Below are 18,936 nucleotides of genomic sequence, written 5' to 3'. Positions count from 1 at the left end.
AGCGGGAGGCGGCTCCGACTATCGTCCCCCGGCATGACGACCCCTCCTTCCGCGCCCCCCGCGGACCTCGGCATGAAGCGCGCGGTCTCCCGCTGGGAAATCGTGGGCTTCTCCATCAATGACGTCATCGGCAGCGGCGTGTACCTGCTGCCCGCGGCGGCGGCGGCGAACCTCGGCTCGGCGAGCGTGGGCGCCATCGTCCTCGCGGGGCTGGGCGTCTTCCTGCTGGTGCTGTGCTTCGCGGAGGCGGCGAGCTACTTCGACCGGCCCGGCAGCGCCTACGTCTACACGCGCGAGGCCTTCGGCGACCTGGTGGGGTTCGAGGTGGGGTGGATGACGTGGCTTGCCCGCGTGTCCTCGGTGGCGTCGCTCTCCGCGGGCTTCGCGCGGGCGCTGGGCTACCTGTGGCCGCAGGCCAATGACGGCGTGGGGCGGGCGCTCGCCATCGCCCTGCCCCTGCTGCTGCTCACCGCCATCAACGTCGTGGGCGTGAAGTCCGGGGCGCGCACGGCCGTCTTCCTGGCGATTACGAAGACGGTGCCGCTCCTGCTCTTCATCGGCGCGGGGCTGTTCGCCATGTCCTGGGAGCAGGCGGCGTCGGTGGTGCCGAAGACGGAGGGCAGCCTGGGCGCGGCGGTGCTGCTGCTCCTCTTCGCCTACGCGGGCTTCGAGAACACGGCCGCGCCGGCGGGTGAGTTCAAGAATCCGAAGCGCGACGTGCCCTTCGCGCTGGTGGTGCAGATTGGCGTCGTCACCTTCATCTACACCGCGGTGCAGTGGGTGGCGCTGGGCACGCTGCCGGGCGTGGTGGACGCGAAGACGCCGCTGGCGGACGCGGCCGCGCGCTTCCTCGGAGGCTGGGGCGGGCTGCTGATGACGGTGGGGGCGGTGCTCTCCATCCTGGGCACCAACAGCAACACGGTGCTCGCGGGGCCGCGCTACCTCTACGCACTGGCGCGCGACGGCTTCGGCCCCGCGCCGCTCGCGTCCCTGCACCCGCGCTTCCGTACGCCCATGGTGGCCATCCTCACCCAGACGGCCATCGCCCTGCCGCTGGCCTTCTCGGGCTCGTTCGAGGTGCTCGCCACCCTGTCGGTGGTGGCGCGGCTGGCCACCTACTTCGGCACCGCCATGGCCATCCCCGTGCTGCGGCGCAAGCTGCCCCAGCAGCCGGGCGCCTTCCGCATTCCCGGCGGGCCGGTGGTGCCCATCGCCGCCGCCGGGCTGTGCGTCGTCTTCGCCCTCAGCGCGCAGCCGCGCAACCTCATCGCCGGGGCCATTGCCCTCGCGGTGGGCGGCGCGCTGTACGCGCTGCGCAGCCCGGCGCGAACGGCGGCGCCGGAGTAGCCGCGGGCGCCGCTCAGCGCCCCTTCCACCGCACGTCCTGCTTCTCCACGGTGAGGAGGATGCGGATGGCGGTGATGGCGGACTCCACGTCCACCGGGTCTCCCGTAATCGCGTCCCGGTAGAGGAAGGACTCGCCGATGCGGATGATGACGTAGGCCAGCGCGTCCAGGTCCATCACCGGCCTCAGGTGGCCCTGCTTCACGGCTTCCTCCAGGGACGCGCGGATACAGGCGGCGCAGCGCTGCTCCACCGTGCTGCTGCGCGACATCAGGATGCGCATGGCGTACTCGGCGTCCTGCTGGACGAAGCGGCGCAGCGGCGCGTCCGTCACCAGCAGCTCGAACAGCCGCCGGGTGACGTCCGCGACCAGCTCCGGCCCCTCGCCGCGCGCGCCTTCCCGGGCGGTGGCGAGGGCCGCCTCGAACAGCGAGGAGATGACCTCGCCGTAGAGCAGCTCGCGGCTGCCCACCCACCGGAACACCGTGGCGCGGCTGACGCCCAGCGCCTGCGCCATGCGGCCGATGTCGAAGCGCTCGCCCTGCCTCCACCAGGCCAGCGCCAGCGCGAAGAGGTCCTGGGGCGTGGCCTTCGAGGGCGCCTCCAGCCGCCGCGCCAGCGGGGTGGGCCGGACGGGCGCTCGCGCGCGGCGGGACGGCGGGGCCGGGTGCTCCGGGGCCTCGGGCGCGGCGCGGCGCTTGAGGGCACGGGGGGGCTTCACGTGGCGCTCTCCAGCAGCTTGCGCCGCCGGCGCCGGGCCCCCGCGACCACCAGGCGCTGGTACAGCGTGGGCAGCATCCGCTGCATGAGGTCGATGAAGACGGCGTCCCCGCCGATGAGCTGGCGCCGCCGGTTCTTCAGGATGGCGGAGAGGATGTCCGAGGCGGCCTTCTCCGGCGTGGTGGAGAAGGACTTCTCGAAGTCACGGGTGGAGCGCTCGTCCGTCCAGCCCTTGCGGTGCGTCACCCGCGCGCTGCGGGCGATGTTCGTCTTGATGCCGCCGGGGTGCACGCAGGTGACGCCGATGGGGACGGCCTCCACCTCCAGCTCCTGGCGCAGCGCCTCCGTGAAGCCCTTCACCGCGAACTTGGCGGCGTTGTACGCGCCCTGCGTGGGCACGCCGATGAGGCCGAACACGCTGGAGACGTTGACGATGTGGCCCTCGCCCGCCGCGCGCAGGTGCGGGAGGAAGGCCTTGGTGCCGTGCACCACGCCCCAGAAGTTGATGTTCATCAGCCACTCGAAGTCCTCGTACCGGGTGTCCTCGATGGTGGCGCCCAGGGCGACGCCCGCGTTGTTGACGACGACGTGGACGGCGCCCAGCGTCTGCGCCACCGCGTCCGCCCAGGCATGCACGGCCTCGCGCTGCGCCACGTCCACCCGCGCCGCGTCCACCCGCACCCCGTGCGCGCGGCACTGGTCCGCCGTCTCCCGCAGGCCCTGCTCATTCACGTCGGACAGCGCGACATCACAGCCGCTGCGCGCCAGCAGCACCGCCGTCGCCCGGCCAATGCCCGAGCCCGCGCCGGTAATCGCGGCGACTCTGTTCTTCACCGTCTTCATGGGGTGCCTCCCGTGACTGGCGTGGGGATTCGCATGGACACCGGGGACGCTCGCTCGGGCAGGGGCCCCGGCGCGGGGAGCGCGGCGGGCTTGCGGCGATGCGGGAAGATGGCGACGTACTCGGAGGGCTCGAAGCGCTCCACGCGGCGTCGGAAGGTGAAGGTGAAGCCCGGCCAGAGGGTGGAGTTGCGCCCCGTGGCGTCGAGGTACCAGCTCACGCAGCCGCCCCGCATCCACACCGTCCCGGCCATGCGCGTGTCGAGCTGCTGGATGAAGTCGGCCTGGGCCTCGGGCGTGGGCTCCACCGCGGCCAGCCCCCGGCCCTCCAGGTAGCGCAGCGCGCCGAGGACATGGTCAATCTGGCTCTCGATCATCAGGATGACGGAGGTGTGGCCCAGCCCCGTGTTGGGCCCCAGCAGCATGAAGAGGTTGGGGAAGCCGCTGACGGTGGTGCCCAGGTGCGCCTTCATGGTGCCGCCCCACGCCTCCACCAGCGAGCGCCCGTCGCGCCCGTGGATGTGGCGGGCAATGGGCATGTCCGTCACCTGGAAGCCGGTGCCGAGGATGATGGCGTCCACGGCGTGCTCGGTGCCGTCCGCGGTGACGATGGCGTGCTCGCGCACCTCGCGGATGCCGTCGGTGATGACGTCGACATTCGGTTGCGCCAGCGCGGGCAGGTAGTCATCCGAGACGAGCACGCGCTTGCAGCCCAGCGTGTACTTCGGCGTCACCTTCGCGCGCAGCACCGGGTCGGGGATGGAGCGCTCCAGGTGCTTGAGCGCGCGCCGCTGGGCGAGCCCGAGAATCCACGGGTGCATGAAGCCGAGCGCCAGCACCTCGCGCAGCGCGTAGATGGCCCCGCGCGACAGGCGCTGCATGCCCGGCAGACGCTGGTACAGCCGCCGCATCCGCTCGCTGATGGAGCGGTCCTTCCTGGGCACCACCCAGGGCGGCGTGCGCTGGAAGAGGAGCAGCCGCCCCACCTGGGGCTGGATGGCCGGGACGAACTGGATGGCGGAGGCACCGGTGCCGATGACGGCCACCCGCCGGCCCGCGAGCGCATAGCCGGAGTCCCACCGCGCCGAGTGCATCACCTTGCCCTGGAAGCGCTCCAGGCCGGGCAGTCGGGGGATGGCGGGCTCGCTCAGGCCACCCACCGCGGAGATGAAGACGTCCGCGGTGTAGAGGCCCTCGGAGGTCTGGAGATGCCAGCGCTGCCGCGCGTCATCCCACCAGGCCTCCTGGACGGCATGCTGGAAGCGCACGTGCGGCCGGACGCCGAAGCGGTCCGCGCAGTCTCGCAGGTAGGCGTGGATTTCCCCCTGCGGGGAGAAGGAGCGGGACCAGGCCGGGTTGGGCGCGAAGGAGAACGAGTAGAGGTGCGACTCCACGTCGCACGCGCAGCCCGGATACGCGTTGTCACGCCAGACGCCGCCCACGTCGTGGGAGCGCTCGAAGATGACGAAGTCCTGGAGCCCTGACTGCTTGAGGCGGATGGCCATGCCGAGGCCGCCGAAGCCACTTCCCGCGATGGCGATGTGGAAGTGGGGGGGATGTCGTGAGGGCACTGGAACCTCCCGGGGAGACAGGCGGCACCCATGCTACAGGATGGCGTCTTGAAGCGGGATGCGTCGAATCCAGGATATGACGCATGGGCGACGGAGGGCCGGGGGCTCGGGCGGGAAGCGGCCCGGCTGCTCCCCTGGTTCGAGTGGATATGGACCGATTCGCCTGTTAGTGCAGGCGTTCGCCAAGGAGTCTGCGTGTTTCGATTCGAGAACGACCGGGCGCTCATCGAGTCCTTCCGCTCGCGAGACCGCCGGGTCATCGAGATGCCCGAGGGCATCACCTTCCCGCTCTTCGTCCGGGACTACCTCGCGTGGACGGAGACGTCCGGCGCGCGCGTGTACCTCATCTTCTCCGCGCCCGGCAGCCGCAAGCCCATTGGCATCATCTTCCGCCGCGAGCCGCCGGGCGGGGAGCCGACCTACCGCATGTGCGAGTGGTGCCACAGCTACGGCTCGTCCAGCGAGGTGGGCATGCTCACCACCGACGTGGACAACAAGCGCCGCGTCGGGGTGACGCTCTGCAATGACCTGCGCTGCAAGGAGAAGCTGGAGGACGCGGCGGACCGCTCCGGACGCCACCCGCTCCAGTTCCTCGAGCAGCTCAACGCGCGCATGTTCCGCTTCGCGCACGAGGCGCTCGGCATCGAGTCCCAGCCACAGCCCGTGGTGTAGTCGCACCGCACGCGGCGGGACGCGCGTGCGGCGTCTCCCGCTGTCGTGCCGCGAAGCCGTCTTGCTGTACCGGTCCATTCCCCAGTCACGCCTGTGGGTGGTTCCCGGCGGGGAACATGGCCCCATCGTCCTGGAGCATCGGGATGCCTTTGCGCGCACGGCGCTCGCGTTCCCCGGCGAGGACACCGCCCTACCCGCTTGATGGGACTGTCACCCCGAGCACCGGGCTACACGTGGCGCAACGTGGTGCGTCACGCCACCTTGACGCACCCCTACCTTGACGCCCTCTCGTTGCATGACACAGGATTGCGACAGCAACGTGGGAATATTCCCATGAGGGGGAAACATGTCGAACTGGTTTGACGATGTGATGCCGCAGGGCGAGGGCGAGGCGTCGGTCGAGACGGTCCCTGCCGGGGCCCGCAATCCCAGCCGAGCCGATGATCCACGGTCCGCGGTGAATGGGCGCCGCCAGGCCCCCACCCGGCACACACGGCCGCCGCCCGAGGACCGAGGCGACTTCTTCTCCGGCAACGACGTGACGGCGGACCCCTTCAGCGCCGTCCAGCCCGCCCAGGAGCCCATGGACACGCGCGAGCCTCGCGGCCGGCGACCCGGGCAGAGGCTTCCGCCCCGGCATCCGCCGGAGCCGTCTCCGGACGAACTGCGCTCGCTGCTGAGCGAGGACGGCCCGTCACTTCCGGCCCTCCGGGAGCGGATGGGCCTGCCGCCGCTCCCCGAGCAGCATGAGTTCGCGGATGGCGGCGAGGCGGCCGCGGAGGCCTTCACCGAGGAGGCGCCGCAGGAGGCCTTCACCGAGGAGGCGCCGCAGGAGGACTTCGCTGCTGGGGACGCCGGGGATGGCGGCTTCTTCTCCGCCGAGAACGACCCGTTCGACGTGCCAGTCATGGCGGGCATCGAGCGGGCCCCCCACCAGCAGCGCCGGGACGAGATGTACGACAAGTCCGACAAGATCGCGGGTGACATCTCCGCCGTCGGAGGCCTGGTGGGCACCGTCAATCCCGCGGTTGGGAAGGGCATTGCCGCCGCCGGCGCGGGCCTCCGGGTCGCGAACGAAATCGGTCGCGGCCTGGGCACCCTCATGGATGCCGAGGCCGACTACCGGGACAAGGAGATGGCCGACCGGGCGCAGCAGGGCATCGACCGCATGAAGAACCAGAAGGCGCGGGAGAAGATCGACAGGACGACGCCGCGCGGCCACAACAAGATCACGGAGTAGTGAGCGCCATGCCCATTCGTCCGGATCCGGCGAAGAACAACGAGAAGACCGCCTTCTGCATCAACTGCCCTGGCGTGGTGCTCAACCTGGCCAACTGCCGGTTCACCATCGAGGCCGATGAAGGCTACCCGGAGGACCAGCCGCTCCCGCTGTTCGCGGCGTCCTGCCTGAAGTGCGGCTACACGGAATTGTATCGGGACGGCTACCTCTTCCAGAGCAACCGTCCGGCGGAGCAGACCCGATGACACAGGTGATTCTGGGACCCGGCGAAGCCGTGAAGAAGCAGGCCATCGCCAAGACGCGCAAGCCCAATGAGACGCTCTATTGGGACTACCTGGCGACGATGACGAACAAGCGCATCTTCGCCGAGGACCAGCTTGGAACGCTGATCTTCAACTTCTACATCAAGGACATCGACCGCGCGGAAATCCACAAGAGCTTCTGGAAGGGAAACAGCGTCCACCTCGTCCTGCGCAATGGCAATGACTTCATGTTCAAGCTCATGAAGGACGCCATCTACGTGGATGAAGTCGCGACGCAGGTCTGGGTGAACACCATCAACCAGGTCCTGCTCGTGATGCGGAACCAGATGCCGCAGTCGCCCTTGCGGTAGCAATTGCTGTCAGTGGACGTTTGAGAGGCGAACCGGTCCTCGCGAAAGCACTCCTCCGCTGAGGACCGGCTCCCCCAACCCCATCCCCCACACCCGAGCCGACCAATTGGAGCTGAGCCCATGGCTCCGCTCGCACTGCCGTACTGCCCCGCCCTACCCGCCGCCCGTACTGCCCCGTACTGCCGTGCTGCCCCGCCCTACCCGCCGCCCGTGCTGCCCCGTACCGCCGTGCTGCATTGCTGCCCCGTCCTGCCCGCCGCCCGTACTGCCCCGTACCACCGTGCCGCTTTGCTGCCCCGTCCTACCCGCCGCCCGTACCGCCCCGTACTGCGCTGCTGCCTTGCTGCCCCGTCCTGCCCGCCGCCCGTACTGCTTTGCTGCCCCGTCCTACCCGCCGCCCGTACTGCCCCGTACCGCGCTGCTGCCTTGCTGCCCCGTCCTACCCGCCGCCCGTACCGCCCCGCCCTGCCCGCCGCCCGTGCTGCCCCGTACCGCCGTGCCGCTTTGCTGCCCCACCCTGCCCGCCGCCCGTACTGCCCCGTCCTACCCGCCGCCCGTGCTGCCCCGCCCCGCCCTGCCCCGTACCGCCCCGTCCTGCTTGCACCACCCCATAGCAGGGCGCGTGCCGAAGGCTTCGCATGACAGAAGCCCAGCATTTCCAGGGACTTGGAGGCATGTCGTACCTCCGTACGATTCCCGGCCCGGTAAGAACTCCGGTGCGGCCCGTTCAGGTCAGCTCGCCCAGTACCGGTCCAGCGCGGTCCGCACCGGGTTGTCCATGCCCGGCTCCTCGAACACCGACTCGACGGCCTCCAAGAAGGCCCTCACCGCCGAGCGCTGTGCGGCATCCAGTGCACGGGTGAAGGCCTGGAACGCCTCCGCGCGCTCCGCCTCCATCGCCTGCCACTGCGCGGCGCTCCGTCCTCCCGGCGGTGGCCCGCTTGAGGACTCCGGAGCGGTGAGCACGGACACCGCCGACTCCAGCACCGCGAAGGACACCGGGTCCAAGGTCTCGGTGAGGAACGCGGTGAGGTACGCGGGCAGGTAGTACGCGAGCGCCTCCGGCGTGAGGTGCCGCAGCGCCACCCCCGCCATGCCCCACCCGAGCAGGGCCGGACCGGAGAGGCGCTTCCATGGAGCTCCCGCGAAGAAGCGGGACACGCCCGCGGCCTCCGGGTCCTCGTGTCGGTGCGCCTTGCCCGCCGGGTCATGCCACTGGCCCCCCCGGACCACGGCCGCTCCCTTCGGGAAGGGCCGGTCCGGGAAGGCGCGTTGGAGCTCCGCCAGCGCCACCTGCACCTTCGCGGAGTCCAGTGTCACCATCAGAGGGGGCACCCGTTGGTCGCCAGACGGCACTCGCAGACAGTCACGCGCTCGTAGGCGATGACCTCCTCATTGTAGTGGGTCGTGTTGCCGCCCCGGAAGCACGTGTTGTTCACCGCGCTGCGTGCCAGCGCGCACCGCAGGTTCCGGTCCTTGGCCGCCTGCAACGCCACGCAGTTGGCGCCGCGCACGGGGTATGGCCGGCAGCTCGGCGCGCCATGGCACTCCGTGTCCACCACCGCCTGCAGCGCCAGGTGCTGCGCGTAGGTGCAGTCGCCCGGAGGCGTCATCCCGTTGCCAGGGAAGCTCGGCGACGGCCCGGCAAAGGCGGGAGTCGCCCCCAGCCCCAGGAGCATGAGCAGTGCCGCCAGCGCGGGCTTCGCCGCCGCTCCCGCCGCGGGGGCCAGGGCCGGCAGCGACGCAAGCAGCAGGACGATGGCGATGATGATGATGGCGATGAGGATGATTTCGAGGATGGGGACGCGCACCGGCTCGCGCCTCCGGTCCGGGTCGCACGGGTCATCCGAGCCGCCATTCAGGCCGCCGTTGATGAGGTAGGCCGCCGCCCCCGAGTCCGGGTCCTCGATGATGTAGCCCACGCCCTTCCAGTTGCCGTGCACCGGCGCGCGCTCGGACACCATGACGTGCTTGCCCGCCAGCACCGCGTCGTAGATTTCCCCCTCGATGTCCGCCGGGAGGTTCAGCCTCGGGGCGATGTCCTCGTAGTTCTCCGAGGTGATGCGGTAGATGGGAATCTGCTGCTGGTTGGCGTCCTTCAGCAGCTGCACCGCCGACACGCCTGAGCCCTGCTCCCGCTTGAAGAGCGAGTCGAACGTCCTGCCCTCCAGCAGTGAGCCGAACGTGCCCGTCAGCCGGAAGACCTCCGCCGTGCTCCCGTTCGCCCGGTCCACCGCCGCGATGAGCGAGCGCGCCACGTCCATCTGCCGCGACACGTACGAGCCGGTGCGGGGGATGCCGAAGAAGTAGCCCACCTGCAGCGGCACGGAGAACAGGCCGATGGACGGCATGCGCATCACCAGCGCGTTGCGCGTGGACGCCACCACCTCGTTCAGCGCGTCGTACTGGGCCCAGTAATACAGCGCCACCGTGTGCAGGTTCTCCGCCGCCGTGTTCGACGGCCCCTGGGAGAAGCGCCGGTGAATCATCTCCTGCGTGACGCCCTGGCCGTTGATGCCGAACACCATCTCCTCGCCCGCCGTCACCTCGAACTCCTCCGGCCCGCTGCCCGGGTCTCCCGGCGAGAGGAACCGCGCCTCCCACGTCTGCTCCGTGCCCATGGGGCTCGCGGGGCCCTGCGCCTGGTCCACGCCGTCCACCTGCACCACCGGGCGCACGTGAATCTGGTACAGCGGCAGGCTGTCCCCGGGGCTGCTCCGATAGCTCGCCAGCACCGCGGCGTCCGCCGCCGTGGCGGGCGCGTACGTCACGCCCAGGCGCTTGCCCGCCAGCGAGGGCAGGTCCACCGTCCAGGTGAGCGAGGACTCCCCCACGGCCCGGTCGAACGCGGACGCGTACAGCGTGAGCTCCACGCGGTGGCGCAGGCTGTCCGGCAGCCGGGTGAAGCTGTTCGTGCGGGCCACCACCCTGTTGGGGAGCGCCCCCGCCAGCACGCTGCCCGTCTCGGGGATGATGGCGCGCGCGCCGGTGAACTCGGACACGCTGCGCTGGGTGCCGAACTGGAACTCGATGTCCGCGCGCATCTTCAGCGTCCACGCGTCATACGCGGCCTGGTCCAGGCCGGTGAAGGAGCCCGTCTGCAGGTCCTCCGTCGCCGTCGCCATGATTTGCGCCGCCGCCGCGTCCACTCCCACGGGGACCGCCGCCTTCAGGTCCACCGGCGCGGTGAACGTGTACTGCTTGAAGGACGCATCCATCGCCACCCAGGAGTCCGGCTCCTTGTTGATGGCGCCGCGCGAGGGCTCGAAGTCCACCAGCGCCTCCACCCACACGTGCTCCATCCGGATGCTCCGGATGGCGCCGCCCTGGGCCAGCGCGACGCTGGGGATGCCACCCTGCCCCATGAGCTGCTGCGCCGCCTCCAGCCGCGTGACGCCGCCCACCCAGTTCATCACCTGGCTGGCCGGCACCTCGACGGTGCCGTAGACGTAGCGCGCGGGGATGCCGGCGGCTCGGTACAGGGCAATCAGCAGGCTCGACGTGTCGAAGGCATTGCCCCGCCGGTTCAGCAGCGTCAGGTCGCTGCCCTGGAGCGAGCCGTAGCTGGGCACCCACTGGATGTTGTTGCGGACCCAGTTGTAGATCTCCACCGGGTTGTTGTTCAGGCTGGCCGCGAGGTCGCGGATGGGCTGGGTGAGCTGCACGTCCTCCGTCGCCGCCAGCGCCTCCGGGGGCACCGGCACCGCCAGCGAGGCCTGGGCGTCGGCACCCGCCGACCTGCCGCGAGCGCCCGCCGCGCGGCGCCCCGCGTCCTCCGTCCCGACCAGCGACGCGGGGAAGGCCTCGGGGGTGGTGGCCGGCTCGCGCACCGTCGCGTCGGGCGCACGGAAGGGCAGCTTGTCCAGCCGGGCCCGCTGATGCGTGCGGCCCTGCGGGTTCTTCTCGAAGAAGGCGGCCACCTGCTCCACCGCCGCGGCGCGCTCCGCCGGTTGGTTCGCGTCATCCGCGCGGGCCAGCCGCGCCGACAACTGCTGGAGCTGCGCCTGCCGGGCCCGCGCCTGCTTCAGCGCCGCCCGGTGCCGCTCCAGCACCACGGGCGGCAGCTTCTGCGCCTTCAGCTCCCGCTCGGCGGCCTGGAACGAGGACTCCACCGCCGCCCCCGACGCGGCCGCCTCCGCCAGCTGCGTGCGCAGTGCCTTCACGTCCTGCGCTCCCGGCCGCGCGCCGCGAGCCACGGGCCGCGCCTGCTTCGCGCGCTCCGCCACCGCGACGAGCCGCTGGCCGTATTGCTCTTCCGCCGTGGGCGCGGGCCGCTTCAGCGCGTCGACCTCGCACCGGTTGGCCCCCGCGCCCGGGGACGCGAGGGGCGACAGGAAGGGCACCGGAACGGCCGGGCCCGACGGCACGGCGCCGTGGGCCAGGCGCTGCGCCCGCGCCGCCGCCAGTCGCATGGCCGGCTGTGCCGCCGCGGCCATGGGCTGCAGCGAGAGGACGACCATCGCCACCGTTACCGCTGCCGAGATGCCCTGCATCCACCCGTTGGGACGGTGGGGCGCTGCTTCAAGAGGTGCCTGCATGACGGATTCCTGCCCCCGCATGTCCCCCGAAGGGGACATCAATCCATGAAGAACTTGGCCTGTGGTTCGAAGTGGCGACGAAACCGGCTCAGAAAGGCGGCGGCAGGTCCTGCGTCGCCTGCCGCAGCCAGACGCCGAGCGCCACGCGCAGCTCGGTGACCGACGGGTCCGTGATGCCCAGCAGCGCGTCCGACGCCTTGAGCGCGGACTCGCAGGCGAGGGCCGGCCACTCCGCCGCGTCCGCGGCGGCCTGTCCGACGTAGTTGGCGGCGGACTTCAGCGCGGTGGCCTTCGGATGGCCCGCCTTCGCCAGCGCCAGCAGCTTCGCCTGGATGCTCGTGAGCGTGTCCGGGGCCGTGACGTGCACGCGGAGCGTGGCGTTCATCGACACCGAGCCCGTGGGCCCGCCCTTCACCACCGCGGTGAAGTCCACCGGCTCCGGCGCCCTCGGCAGCCGCACCCAGAACCGCACCTGCTTCGTCCCCCCCACCTCCAGCGGGAAGGAGAAGGTGAGCTGTCCGTCCACGACCTGTCCCGTCCCCGCGTCCACCAACTCCACGCCGGGAGGCATCGCCACCGTGGCGGTGATGGGGACCGCCATGCCGAGGTTCTCCACGTCCAGCTGCACCGGCACCACCGCACGCCCACCCGTGGGCGGCGGCATCGGGTGCACGCGCTCCAGCAGTGCGCGGAGGACGTCCGCGGCCAGGCCCGTCTGCCCGTCGCGGGTGGCGATGGCCAACAGGTCCATGCCCGCGAAGCCGGACTCGCCCAGGCCGTACGCATTCAGCGTCACCGCGTCCAGCGGCGTGGCCGGCTCGGGTAGGTTGCTCGCCAGGCGGAAGGTGCCCAGGCTCTGCGCGCCGCGCCGCTCGATGAGCAGCGGCTTCTCGCCCGCGAGCACCGCCAGCTCGCCGCTCAGCAGCGGGAAGCCGGGGGCGTCCAGCACCACGTGCGAGGCTCCGCTGACCTTGCTCACGTAGCGGACGCCCAGGGCGTCGTGCACCGTCTTGTGACGCGAGTCGTAGTCACCCGCCACCAGGAGGCCCTCTCCGCGGAACACCGCCTCGCGCAGCTCCTTCTGGATGAGCGGGTCCAGCGTGAAGAACTCCGTGAGCAGCACGTAGGCGCCGTAGCCACCGGTGCGCAGCTGCACGGCGAAGGTCTTCTGCCACTCGACGATGTCGTAGGACCAGCCGGCGCCGTCCAACAGCGCCCTCAGGAACGCCTTCTGGGCAACGAGCCCCGGCGCGCTGGTGGGCCCGTTCGGGTCATTGTCATGACCACTGGCCTCGACGGGTGCATCCAGCAGCACGAGCAGCCGGCCCCGGCCGCCCTGGCTCAGCTGCGCGCTGAACCGGATGGGAGGCGTCTCCACCTGGAAGCTCGCGAAGCCCAGGGCACGCGACTCACCGGGCAGCTCCGCACGGAGGACGCAGGCATAGTCGCCCGTCGACAGGCCTTGCGTGGAGATGCCGCGCGAGCGCACGTGGGGCGCACCGGCCGACAGGTCCACCGTCTCCCGCACCTCGCTCAGCACCGTACCCGCGACCACGTCCACCAGCTGGCGCACCAGCACGACGCCGGGCACCGCTTCGCCGGAGGCGCTCCGAGCCGTGTCCGTGCAGGTGTTGGAGTCGCCCACGTACACCTTGGGCAGCGCCACGCTCACGGAGCCCGACACGCCCGCCAGCACGCGGCGCTCCACCTGGAAGGTGGTGGTGCTCGTGCTCAGGATGGCCCGCGACAGCGCGTCACGGAGCACCAGGGTGACGGGGTACGTGCCGCTGGCCGCGTCGGCCAGGGAGAGCGGGAATGGCAAATCCAACAGCGCGCCGGGCATGAGCTGGCGCACGTCGCGCGTGGCGGTGAGCAGCGTGGCGCCGCCCGGCGCGCGCACCGTCAGCTCCGCCTTCGAGGGCGCGAGCAGCGCGTTGGACGCGGCGTTGCCCACGCGTCCGGTGATGCGAACCGCGTCCCAGGCGCCATACACCGCCTTGTCCGTGGTGACGGCCGTGGTGGCGGTGGCCGAGGGCGCGCTGATGCGCAGCGGCGCCACGCCCCGGGCGAGCACCCGGCCGAAGGCATCCAGCAGCCGGGCCCGCACCTCGTACTCCCCGGCCAGGGTGGAGCCGGTGTTCCAGCCCGCGGGCAGCGTGCGCGAAGCGCCCGGTGACAGCGGGTCCACCGGCAGCGGCGGCAGCTCCACCAGTGGCTCCGGGCTCCCCACCGCGTGGATGGCCAGCACCACCTGGCCCGTGGCGGGCGTGGGCCCGGTGTTCGTCACCGTGCTCTGGATGGCGACCGGCGCGGCCGCGGGATACGTCAGCGCATCCGTCGCCACCGCCAGCGTCATGCCACTGGCGGCCCGCACCACGGGCACCTCCAGCGGCACCTGGACCTTCTCCTCCAGGAACGAGTTGTCGAACTCCAGGAAGGCACGCGTCGCCACCGAGCGCTGCTCGTCCAGCGCCATGTCGTGCAGCGCCAGGTCGAACTCCACCTCGCGACCCGCGCCCGTCACGCCCAGCAGCCGCCAGGTGTACGCCGTCCCGCCACCCGGGCCCGGCTGCGCCGTGGTGGGCGCGAGCGTCGGGTTGGACAGCGTCACGTTGCCCGGCAGCTCCACGCTCAGGTCCACGTCGATGCCGCCCAGCCGCTCCAGCGCCTTGGGCATGAAGACCATGACGAAGCTGGTGGACGCCAGCCGGGTGGTCAGGCCGTTGTTGTAGTTGTCCCAGGAGCCGTCCGCGCGCTGCGTGGCCAGCAGGTACTGGATGGCCTTGCGAATCTGCGGGTCCGTGGGCGACGGCTCCGTGTACTCCAGCGCGATGCCCACCATGGCGGTAATCAGCGGGTCACTGCCATAGCCCACGTAGCGGCCCCAGCCGCCGTCGGCGAGCTGGCGGGCGCGCAGGACGCCCGCCACGTAGGTGAGGGCCGTGTCGATGCGGGCCTTGAGCACGCTGTCGTCCACGTAGGGCCGGGCCTCGGCCAGCCCCAGCAGCCGCATCGCCTGCACGGTGTTGTCCCAGTTGTTGTCCTGGTGGCTCGCGAGCAGGTAGCGCACCGCGCGGGGAAGCTCCGCGCGCAGGCCCGCCAGCGCGGAGGTGTCCAGCGGCACGCGCTTCACCTCCTTCAGCGTGTTGTCCCACGCGGAGGTGGCGAACACCTGGTCCCCCGCCGCCGCGACGGCGCGCAGGTAGCCGACCTCGAAGATGCGCTCGGCGCTGCCATCCGGGCGCACCCGGAGCATGCCCTCCGAGTAGGACTGCGACACCAGCACGTACAGGCTGCCGTCCGCCGCGCGCGTCATCCGGTGCGGCGGGTACGCGAGGCCGTCCGCGAACATGGACACGGTGCGGTCCGGCGCCACCTTGACGATGTTGTAGCCCCACTGGTTGGACACCAGCAGGTTGCCGTCCGCGTCGAACTCCACGCCGTACGGGTAGTAGAGCAGCCCCCCGCTGACGAACGTCTCCACCTGCCCCGAGGGGGACACGCGCAGCACGCGGTGGCTGTAGTAGTCCGCCGAGTAGAACCAGCCGTCAGGCCCCAGGGCGCCGTCGATGAGGTAGCCCCCGGCATTCACGTCCTGCCGCGTCCCGTCCGGCCGGATGATGACGACGGTGGGGTTGGAGGGCCGGGCGACGAAGAAGGTGCCATCCGCGGCGACGGCCAGGCCGTACGTCGGCTGTGGCAGGTTCGACACGACGCGAGTCGCCGCGGCCGTGGCGCGGTCCAGCCGGTCGATGGCGCCGAAGTTGCGCAGCACGTAGAGGGTGCCGTCCGGCGCGGCCGCCAGGTCCTCCGAGCTGTTCATGCTGCCCGCCGCGCCCACCGTGGCGAGCGAGTAGTCCTTCACGTCGGCGATTTCGGGCCGCGTCGCGTCCTTGAGGACGTTGGCGAAGCCCTTCACCGTCAGCGCGGTGTGGCTCACGTCCGTGTTCCACCAGGCCGTGGCGTAGTCCGGGGACCACCACGTCTGGTCACCGCTGGTGTAGCGCCGCGCCTGGAGGTACTTCGCCGCGTTCAGCTTGGTGCGGAAGGTGCCGGCGATGTCCGGCCAGGCGGAGAGCGACCACAGGCCCAGGGTGGTCTGCGTGCGCTGGAACTCCGGGTGGGAGATGCGCAGCGCGCCGTCCGACCACTGGCTGCTGGAGAGGGTGTTGTAGAGGTACGTCGTGGCCTTGCGGTCCACCGGCGCCTTGTCGAAGGAGTTGGAGAGGCCGAGCAGGCTCTGCGTCTGGATGTGGCAGCCCAGGCACCGGTTCACCTGGTGCCAGCTCACCGCCTCCGGCGCCGTGAAGGCGCCACCGCGGCGGACGGACTCCTTCACGAAGGCGAACAGCGGGTCCGTGCTGCCGCCCTGGGCGGTGTCCACGCCCTGCATGGCGACCTTGCCGCGCACCGTCTGCGTGCCCTCGGGCACCACCGTGCGGCTCACCGTGAAGCTGCCCGTCGCCTTGTCGCCCACGTACAGACGGTCCGTCACCTCACCGGCCACGCCCGCCGCCACCGGCCGCACGCGCACCTGGAGGTTGCCGGCCTGCAGCGGCGTCCACGTGCCCAGGAACACCGTGGCCAGCTCCCCCACCTCGAGGGCACCCGCGTTCGCCTGCGCGGTGAACAGCGTCTCGCCCGAGTCCGGGTGCACGACGGTGAGCACATACGCCCCCGCCGCCAGCGGCACGTTGCCCGCGTTGCGCACCAGCACCGTGAAGGACACCGGCGTGGGCAGGCCCGCCTGGGTGAGCGGGGGGTTGATGTTCATCGCGCCGCTGATGGCCTGCGTGGCCTTCACGCGCGCGGCGGCGCTGTTCTCCGCGAGGACCTCGCCCGTGGGCAGGGCGCGGCTGACGGTGCCGGGCTCCACCACGCGCAGCACCAGCCGGTACACGCCCGGCGAGAACTGCGCCGTGCTCCAGGGGATGGTGAGCGTCTTCACCTCGTCCGCGGCGAACGAGAACTCGCTGCCCGGCGTGGTGGTGCCCTCGATGAAGGGACGGACCACCGCCACGCCCGTGCCAGACGCGTCCTGGATTTCGCCCAGCACCAGCGCGGACTTCGGCGCGTCCAGCAGGCTGGCGATGCGGGCGGTGAAGGACACCGTTCCATCCGCGCCCGCCTCCGGCTGCGTGGCGTCCAGGGCGACAATCTGGAAGCTGTCCCCCGCCACCGGCACCAGCGCCGGGCTGAAGACATAGCTGCCATGCGACGACAGCTTGATGCCGTGCGCCTGCGCGCCGTACCCCACCGCGGACACCTTCACGGTGGGCTCCAGCGACTCGATGCCCGCCAGGGTGTAGCTGCCGTCCGCGCCGGTGGTGACGGACAACTCCGTGCCCTCGACGGAGACCTGGGCGCCGGCCAGGGGCGCCCCCGTGTCGGCGTCCGCCACCAGGCCGGAGAGGTTGCTCGTGGTGCCGCTGCTGCCGGGCGGGGAGAGCTTGAGCTCCACCACGGCCTCGCCGAACGCGCCCACCTTCATCGTGTAGCTGGCCGGCGCGTAGCCCGCGGCGCTCACCGCGAGGCTGAAGTCCTTGAGGGTGATGCCGGACAGCACGAAGCGCCCGTCCGTGGCCGTGGTGCTGCTCGCCCCCGTCTCCACCAACTGGACGGTGGCGTTGCTCACGGGCGCGCCATTGACGCCGTCGGACACCGTGCCGCGCAGCGTGAGGTGGGTGGGCGACGGCGTGGCGGCCTCGGGGAACAGCGTCAGCGTGCCCATGTCGCCAATGCAGCCCGGCCCGAACATCAGGCTGAAGTTCAGCCCCTGGTAGCCGGCGGCGCCCACCGTGCCCGAGTAGCTGCCGCGCGGCACGGAGGCGATGCTGAAGGTGCCGTCCGCGGCGGTGGTGGCGCTCAGGCCGGAGCCCAGCGCGATGACGGCGCCTGCGAGCGGCTGGCCCGTCTTCCCATCCACCACGCGGCCCGACACGAGGCCGTCCGAGTCATCGACGGGCGTGCTCTCCGGCGTCATGCCCAGCTGCGTGGACACCGTCTCCCCCGCCGTCACCGTCAGGGTGCCGGAGAGGGTGCGGTACCCCGCCTTCTGGAAGCGGATGGCGTAGAGGCCCGGCGCCAGCGCGCCGAAGTCGAAGTCACCCGCGTTGTTGGTCAGCACCGAGCGCTGCGCCGTGCCTTCCAAGCTCACCTGGACGGAGGCGAGCGCCTGCGCCGTGGTGGAGTCCAGCACCCGGCCCCGCACGAGGCCCGTCTGCGCGGACACGTCCAGCACCAGCCGGCCCGCGAGGGTGACCTGGTTCGCCTGGACGCCCACGGCCACGCTGGCCGACGTGAAGCCGGCCCGGCTGGCGGTGAGCGTGTAGCCACCGGCGGGCAGGCCGGGGATGACGAAGTACCCTTCCGAGTTGGTGAGCACCGCGTGCTCGGACGACTCATTCACGCTGACGGTGGCGCCGGCGATGGGCTCGGTGCTGTTCGCGCGCACCACGTAGCCGGAGACCGAGCCGGTGGGCGCGGGCGTCCCGCCGCTGCTCCGCGCCTCGTACGCGCGCAGCGCCTGGAGCACCAGGGCGGTGGTGTACGTGTCACGAGCCCAGCTGTCGTCGGGGAGCTGGCGGGCCTGGAGCGCGGTGGCGCTGGCCGTCAGCCCGGACAAATCCGTGGCCGCGGGCACCAGGGCCAGCAGCACCTGCGCGCTCACGAAGTCCTCGCCCCAGAGCGCATCCGCCTCGGTGCGGGAGGCCAGGAAGCCCTGCGCGCGCGTGAGCGCCGCCGCCACGCCCTGCCACGTCGAGCGGTACGGCCACAGGGCGCGCAGGCCCACCGCGCTCAGCGACACCGAGGCGTCGTTCGCCCCCTCCGCCCAGCCGCCGTTGCCCTGCTGACGCGCCAGGAGGAATGCCACCGCCCGGCCCACCTGCGGCATGGAGCCGTAGTTGGCCGCCCCCAGCGCCTCCACCGCGAGCACGGTGTCCGTGATGCTGGAGTCGAACCCCGGCCGGTGGCCGAAGCCGCCGTCCGCGTTCTGGTGCGTGAGCAGCCGCGTGGCGAACACCGTCGCCATGCGCCCCGCCAGGGCGTTGACGGTGACCTTGCGCGCGAGGAACTCGGTATTGATTTCAGGGTGCGCGTTGAGCCAGGTGAGCGCCGGCTCGAAGCTCAGCGACAACTCCTGGTCCAGGGCGAGCTGCGCGCGCAGCACCTCGGCCGTGGCCTGCGGGCGCGTGGCGAGCGAGTCCGCGCTCGAGCCATAGCTGCCGTCCACATCCTGCTGCGCAACCAGCCAGTCCAGCCCGGGCCCCGCGTGGGCCACCGACGAGCACAACAGCGCCAGCACCGCGAAACGGAAACGGCTCGCGCGCAGCGCGGCCCTCACGACCCCAACGTGCATGGACAGGCCTCCCCCTGATGAAGACGGAATAAAACAAG

The 18,936-nt window shown here is 71.5% G+C and carries 11 protein-coding genes; 5 read left to right on the top strand and 6 right to left on the bottom strand.

Annotated elements, in window-relative coordinates; translation table 11 throughout:
* Window positions 1-72: 72 nt before the first annotated feature.
* The gene (locus tag ACX9TP_RS12610) at window positions 73-1,347 is read left to right on the top strand and encodes an APC family permease (protein WP_482979965.1); all 1,275 of its coding nucleotides are present in this window, start codon (window positions 73-75) and stop codon (window positions 1,345-1,347) included.
* Window positions 1,348-1,360: 13 nt separating this feature from the next.
* Here ACX9TP_RS12610 and ACX9TP_RS12605 read toward each other — a convergent pair whose 3' ends face one another.
* From ACX9TP_RS12605 to ACX9TP_RS12595, 3 genes are read right to left on the bottom strand one after another with little or no spacing between them, the layout of a single operon-like run.
* A complete protein-coding gene (locus ACX9TP_RS12605; RefSeq protein WP_482979964.1) occupies window positions 1,361-2,065 on the bottom strand; it encodes a QsdR family transcriptional regulator in 705 nt (234 codons plus the stop codon).
* Complete coding sequence (locus ACX9TP_RS12600) at window positions 2,062-2,907, bottom strand: SDR family NAD(P)-dependent oxidoreductase (RefSeq protein ID WP_482979963.1); 846 nt, start codon at window positions 2,905-2,907, stop codon at window positions 2,062-2,064. Before ACX9TP_RS12600 ends, ACX9TP_RS12605 begins: the two co-directional genes overlap by 4 nt.
* The gene (locus ACX9TP_RS12595; protein WP_482979962.1) at window positions 2,904-4,475 is read right to left on the bottom strand and encodes a flavin-containing monooxygenase; all 1,572 of its coding nucleotides are present in this window, start codon (window positions 4,473-4,475) and stop codon (window positions 2,904-2,906) included. Before ACX9TP_RS12595 ends, ACX9TP_RS12600 begins: the two co-directional genes overlap by 4 nt.
* Before the next feature lie 195 nt (window positions 4,476-4,670).
* On the opposite strand from ACX9TP_RS12595, the gene ACX9TP_RS12590 reads away from it, so the two are divergent.
* The 4 genes from ACX9TP_RS12590 to ACX9TP_RS12575 all read left to right on the top strand — a co-directional run bounded on the left by ACX9TP_RS12590 (window position 4,671) and on the right by ACX9TP_RS12575 (window position 7,000).
* On the top strand, window positions 4,671-5,147 hold the full coding sequence (locus ACX9TP_RS12590) for an FBP domain-containing protein (RefSeq protein ID WP_482979961.1): 477 nt from the start codon (window positions 4,671-4,673) through the stop codon (window positions 5,145-5,147).
* A 346-nt stretch (window positions 5,148-5,493) separates the two neighbouring features.
* Window positions 5,494-6,387 (top strand): hypothetical protein, encoded by an 894-nt coding sequence (locus tag ACX9TP_RS12585; protein ID WP_482979960.1) that lies wholly within the window; start codon window positions 5,494-5,496, stop codon window positions 6,385-6,387.
* Between the two features lie 8 nt (window positions 6,388-6,395).
* Complete coding sequence (locus tag ACX9TP_RS12580; protein WP_482979959.1) at window positions 6,396-6,632, top strand: hypothetical protein; 237 nt, start codon at window positions 6,396-6,398, stop codon at window positions 6,630-6,632.
* Window positions 6,629-7,000 (top strand): hypothetical protein, encoded by a 372-nt coding sequence (locus ACX9TP_RS12575; RefSeq protein WP_482979958.1) that lies wholly within the window; start codon window positions 6,629-6,631, stop codon window positions 6,998-7,000. The genes ACX9TP_RS12580 and ACX9TP_RS12575 overlap by 4 nt, the downstream gene beginning before the upstream one ends.
* A gap of 732 nt (window positions 7,001-7,732) precedes the next feature.
* On the opposite strand, the gene ACX9TP_RS12570 is transcribed toward ACX9TP_RS12575, so the two are convergent.
* The 3 genes from ACX9TP_RS12570 to ACX9TP_RS12560 form a co-directional block, all read right to left on the bottom strand.
* Window positions 7,733-8,323 carry a DUF6714 family protein gene (locus ACX9TP_RS12570; RefSeq protein WP_482979957.1) on the bottom strand — a complete coding sequence of 197 codons (591 nt, stop codon included), beginning with the start codon at window positions 8,321-8,323 and terminating at the stop codon, window positions 7,733-7,735.
* Window positions 8,323-11,538 carry a transglutaminase domain-containing protein gene (locus tag ACX9TP_RS12565; RefSeq protein ID WP_482979956.1) on the bottom strand — a complete coding sequence of 1,072 codons (3,216 nt, stop codon included), beginning with the start codon at window positions 11,536-11,538 and terminating at the stop codon, window positions 8,323-8,325. The genes ACX9TP_RS12570 and ACX9TP_RS12565 overlap by 1 nt, the downstream gene beginning before the upstream one ends.
* 88 nt (window positions 11,539-11,626) lie before the next feature.
* On the bottom strand, window positions 11,627-18,898 hold the full coding sequence (locus tag ACX9TP_RS12560) for a carboxypeptidase regulatory-like domain-containing protein (RefSeq protein WP_482979955.1): 7,272 nt from the start codon (window positions 18,896-18,898) through the stop codon (window positions 11,627-11,629).
* Window positions 18,899-18,936: the final 38 nt, after the last annotated feature.

It is taken from the genome of Pyxidicoccus sp. M15 (assembly GCF_056858435.1).
Note: the sequence above shows the minus strand (reverse complement) of the source record. Positions and strands in the feature narration are given on the sequence as shown.

Bases quoted from the DNA above. Each gene is read 5' to 3' on its own strand.
- ACX9TP_RS12575 (WP_482979958.1), top strand. From the start codon at position 6,629: ATGACACAGGTGATTCTGGGACCCGGCGAAGCCGTGAAGAAGCAGGCC.
- ACX9TP_RS12570 (WP_482979957.1), bottom strand. From the start codon at position 8,323: ATGGTGACACTGGACTCCGCGAAGGTGCAGGTGGCGCTGGCGGAGCTC.
- ACX9TP_RS12600 (WP_482979963.1), bottom strand. From the start codon at position 2,907: ATGAAGACGGTGAAGAACAGAGTCGCCGCGATTACCGGCGCGGGCTCG.
- ACX9TP_RS12580 (WP_482979959.1), top strand. From the start codon at position 6,396: ATGCCCATTCGTCCGGATCCGGCGAAGAACAACGAGAAGACCGCCTTC.
- ACX9TP_RS12610 (WP_482979965.1), top strand. From the start codon at position 73: ATGAAGCGCGCGGTCTCCCGCTGGGAAATCGTGGGCTTCTCCATCAAT.
- ACX9TP_RS12565 (WP_482979956.1), bottom strand. From the start codon at position 11,538: ATGCAGGCACCTCTTGAAGCAGCGCCCCACCGTCCCAACGGGTGGATG.
- ACX9TP_RS12585 (WP_482979960.1), top strand. From the start codon at position 5,494: ATGTCGAACTGGTTTGACGATGTGATGCCGCAGGGCGAGGGCGAGGCG.
- ACX9TP_RS12560 (WP_482979955.1), bottom strand. From the start codon at position 18,898: ATGCACGTTGGGGTCGTGAGGGCCGCGCTGCGCGCGAGCCGTTTCCGT.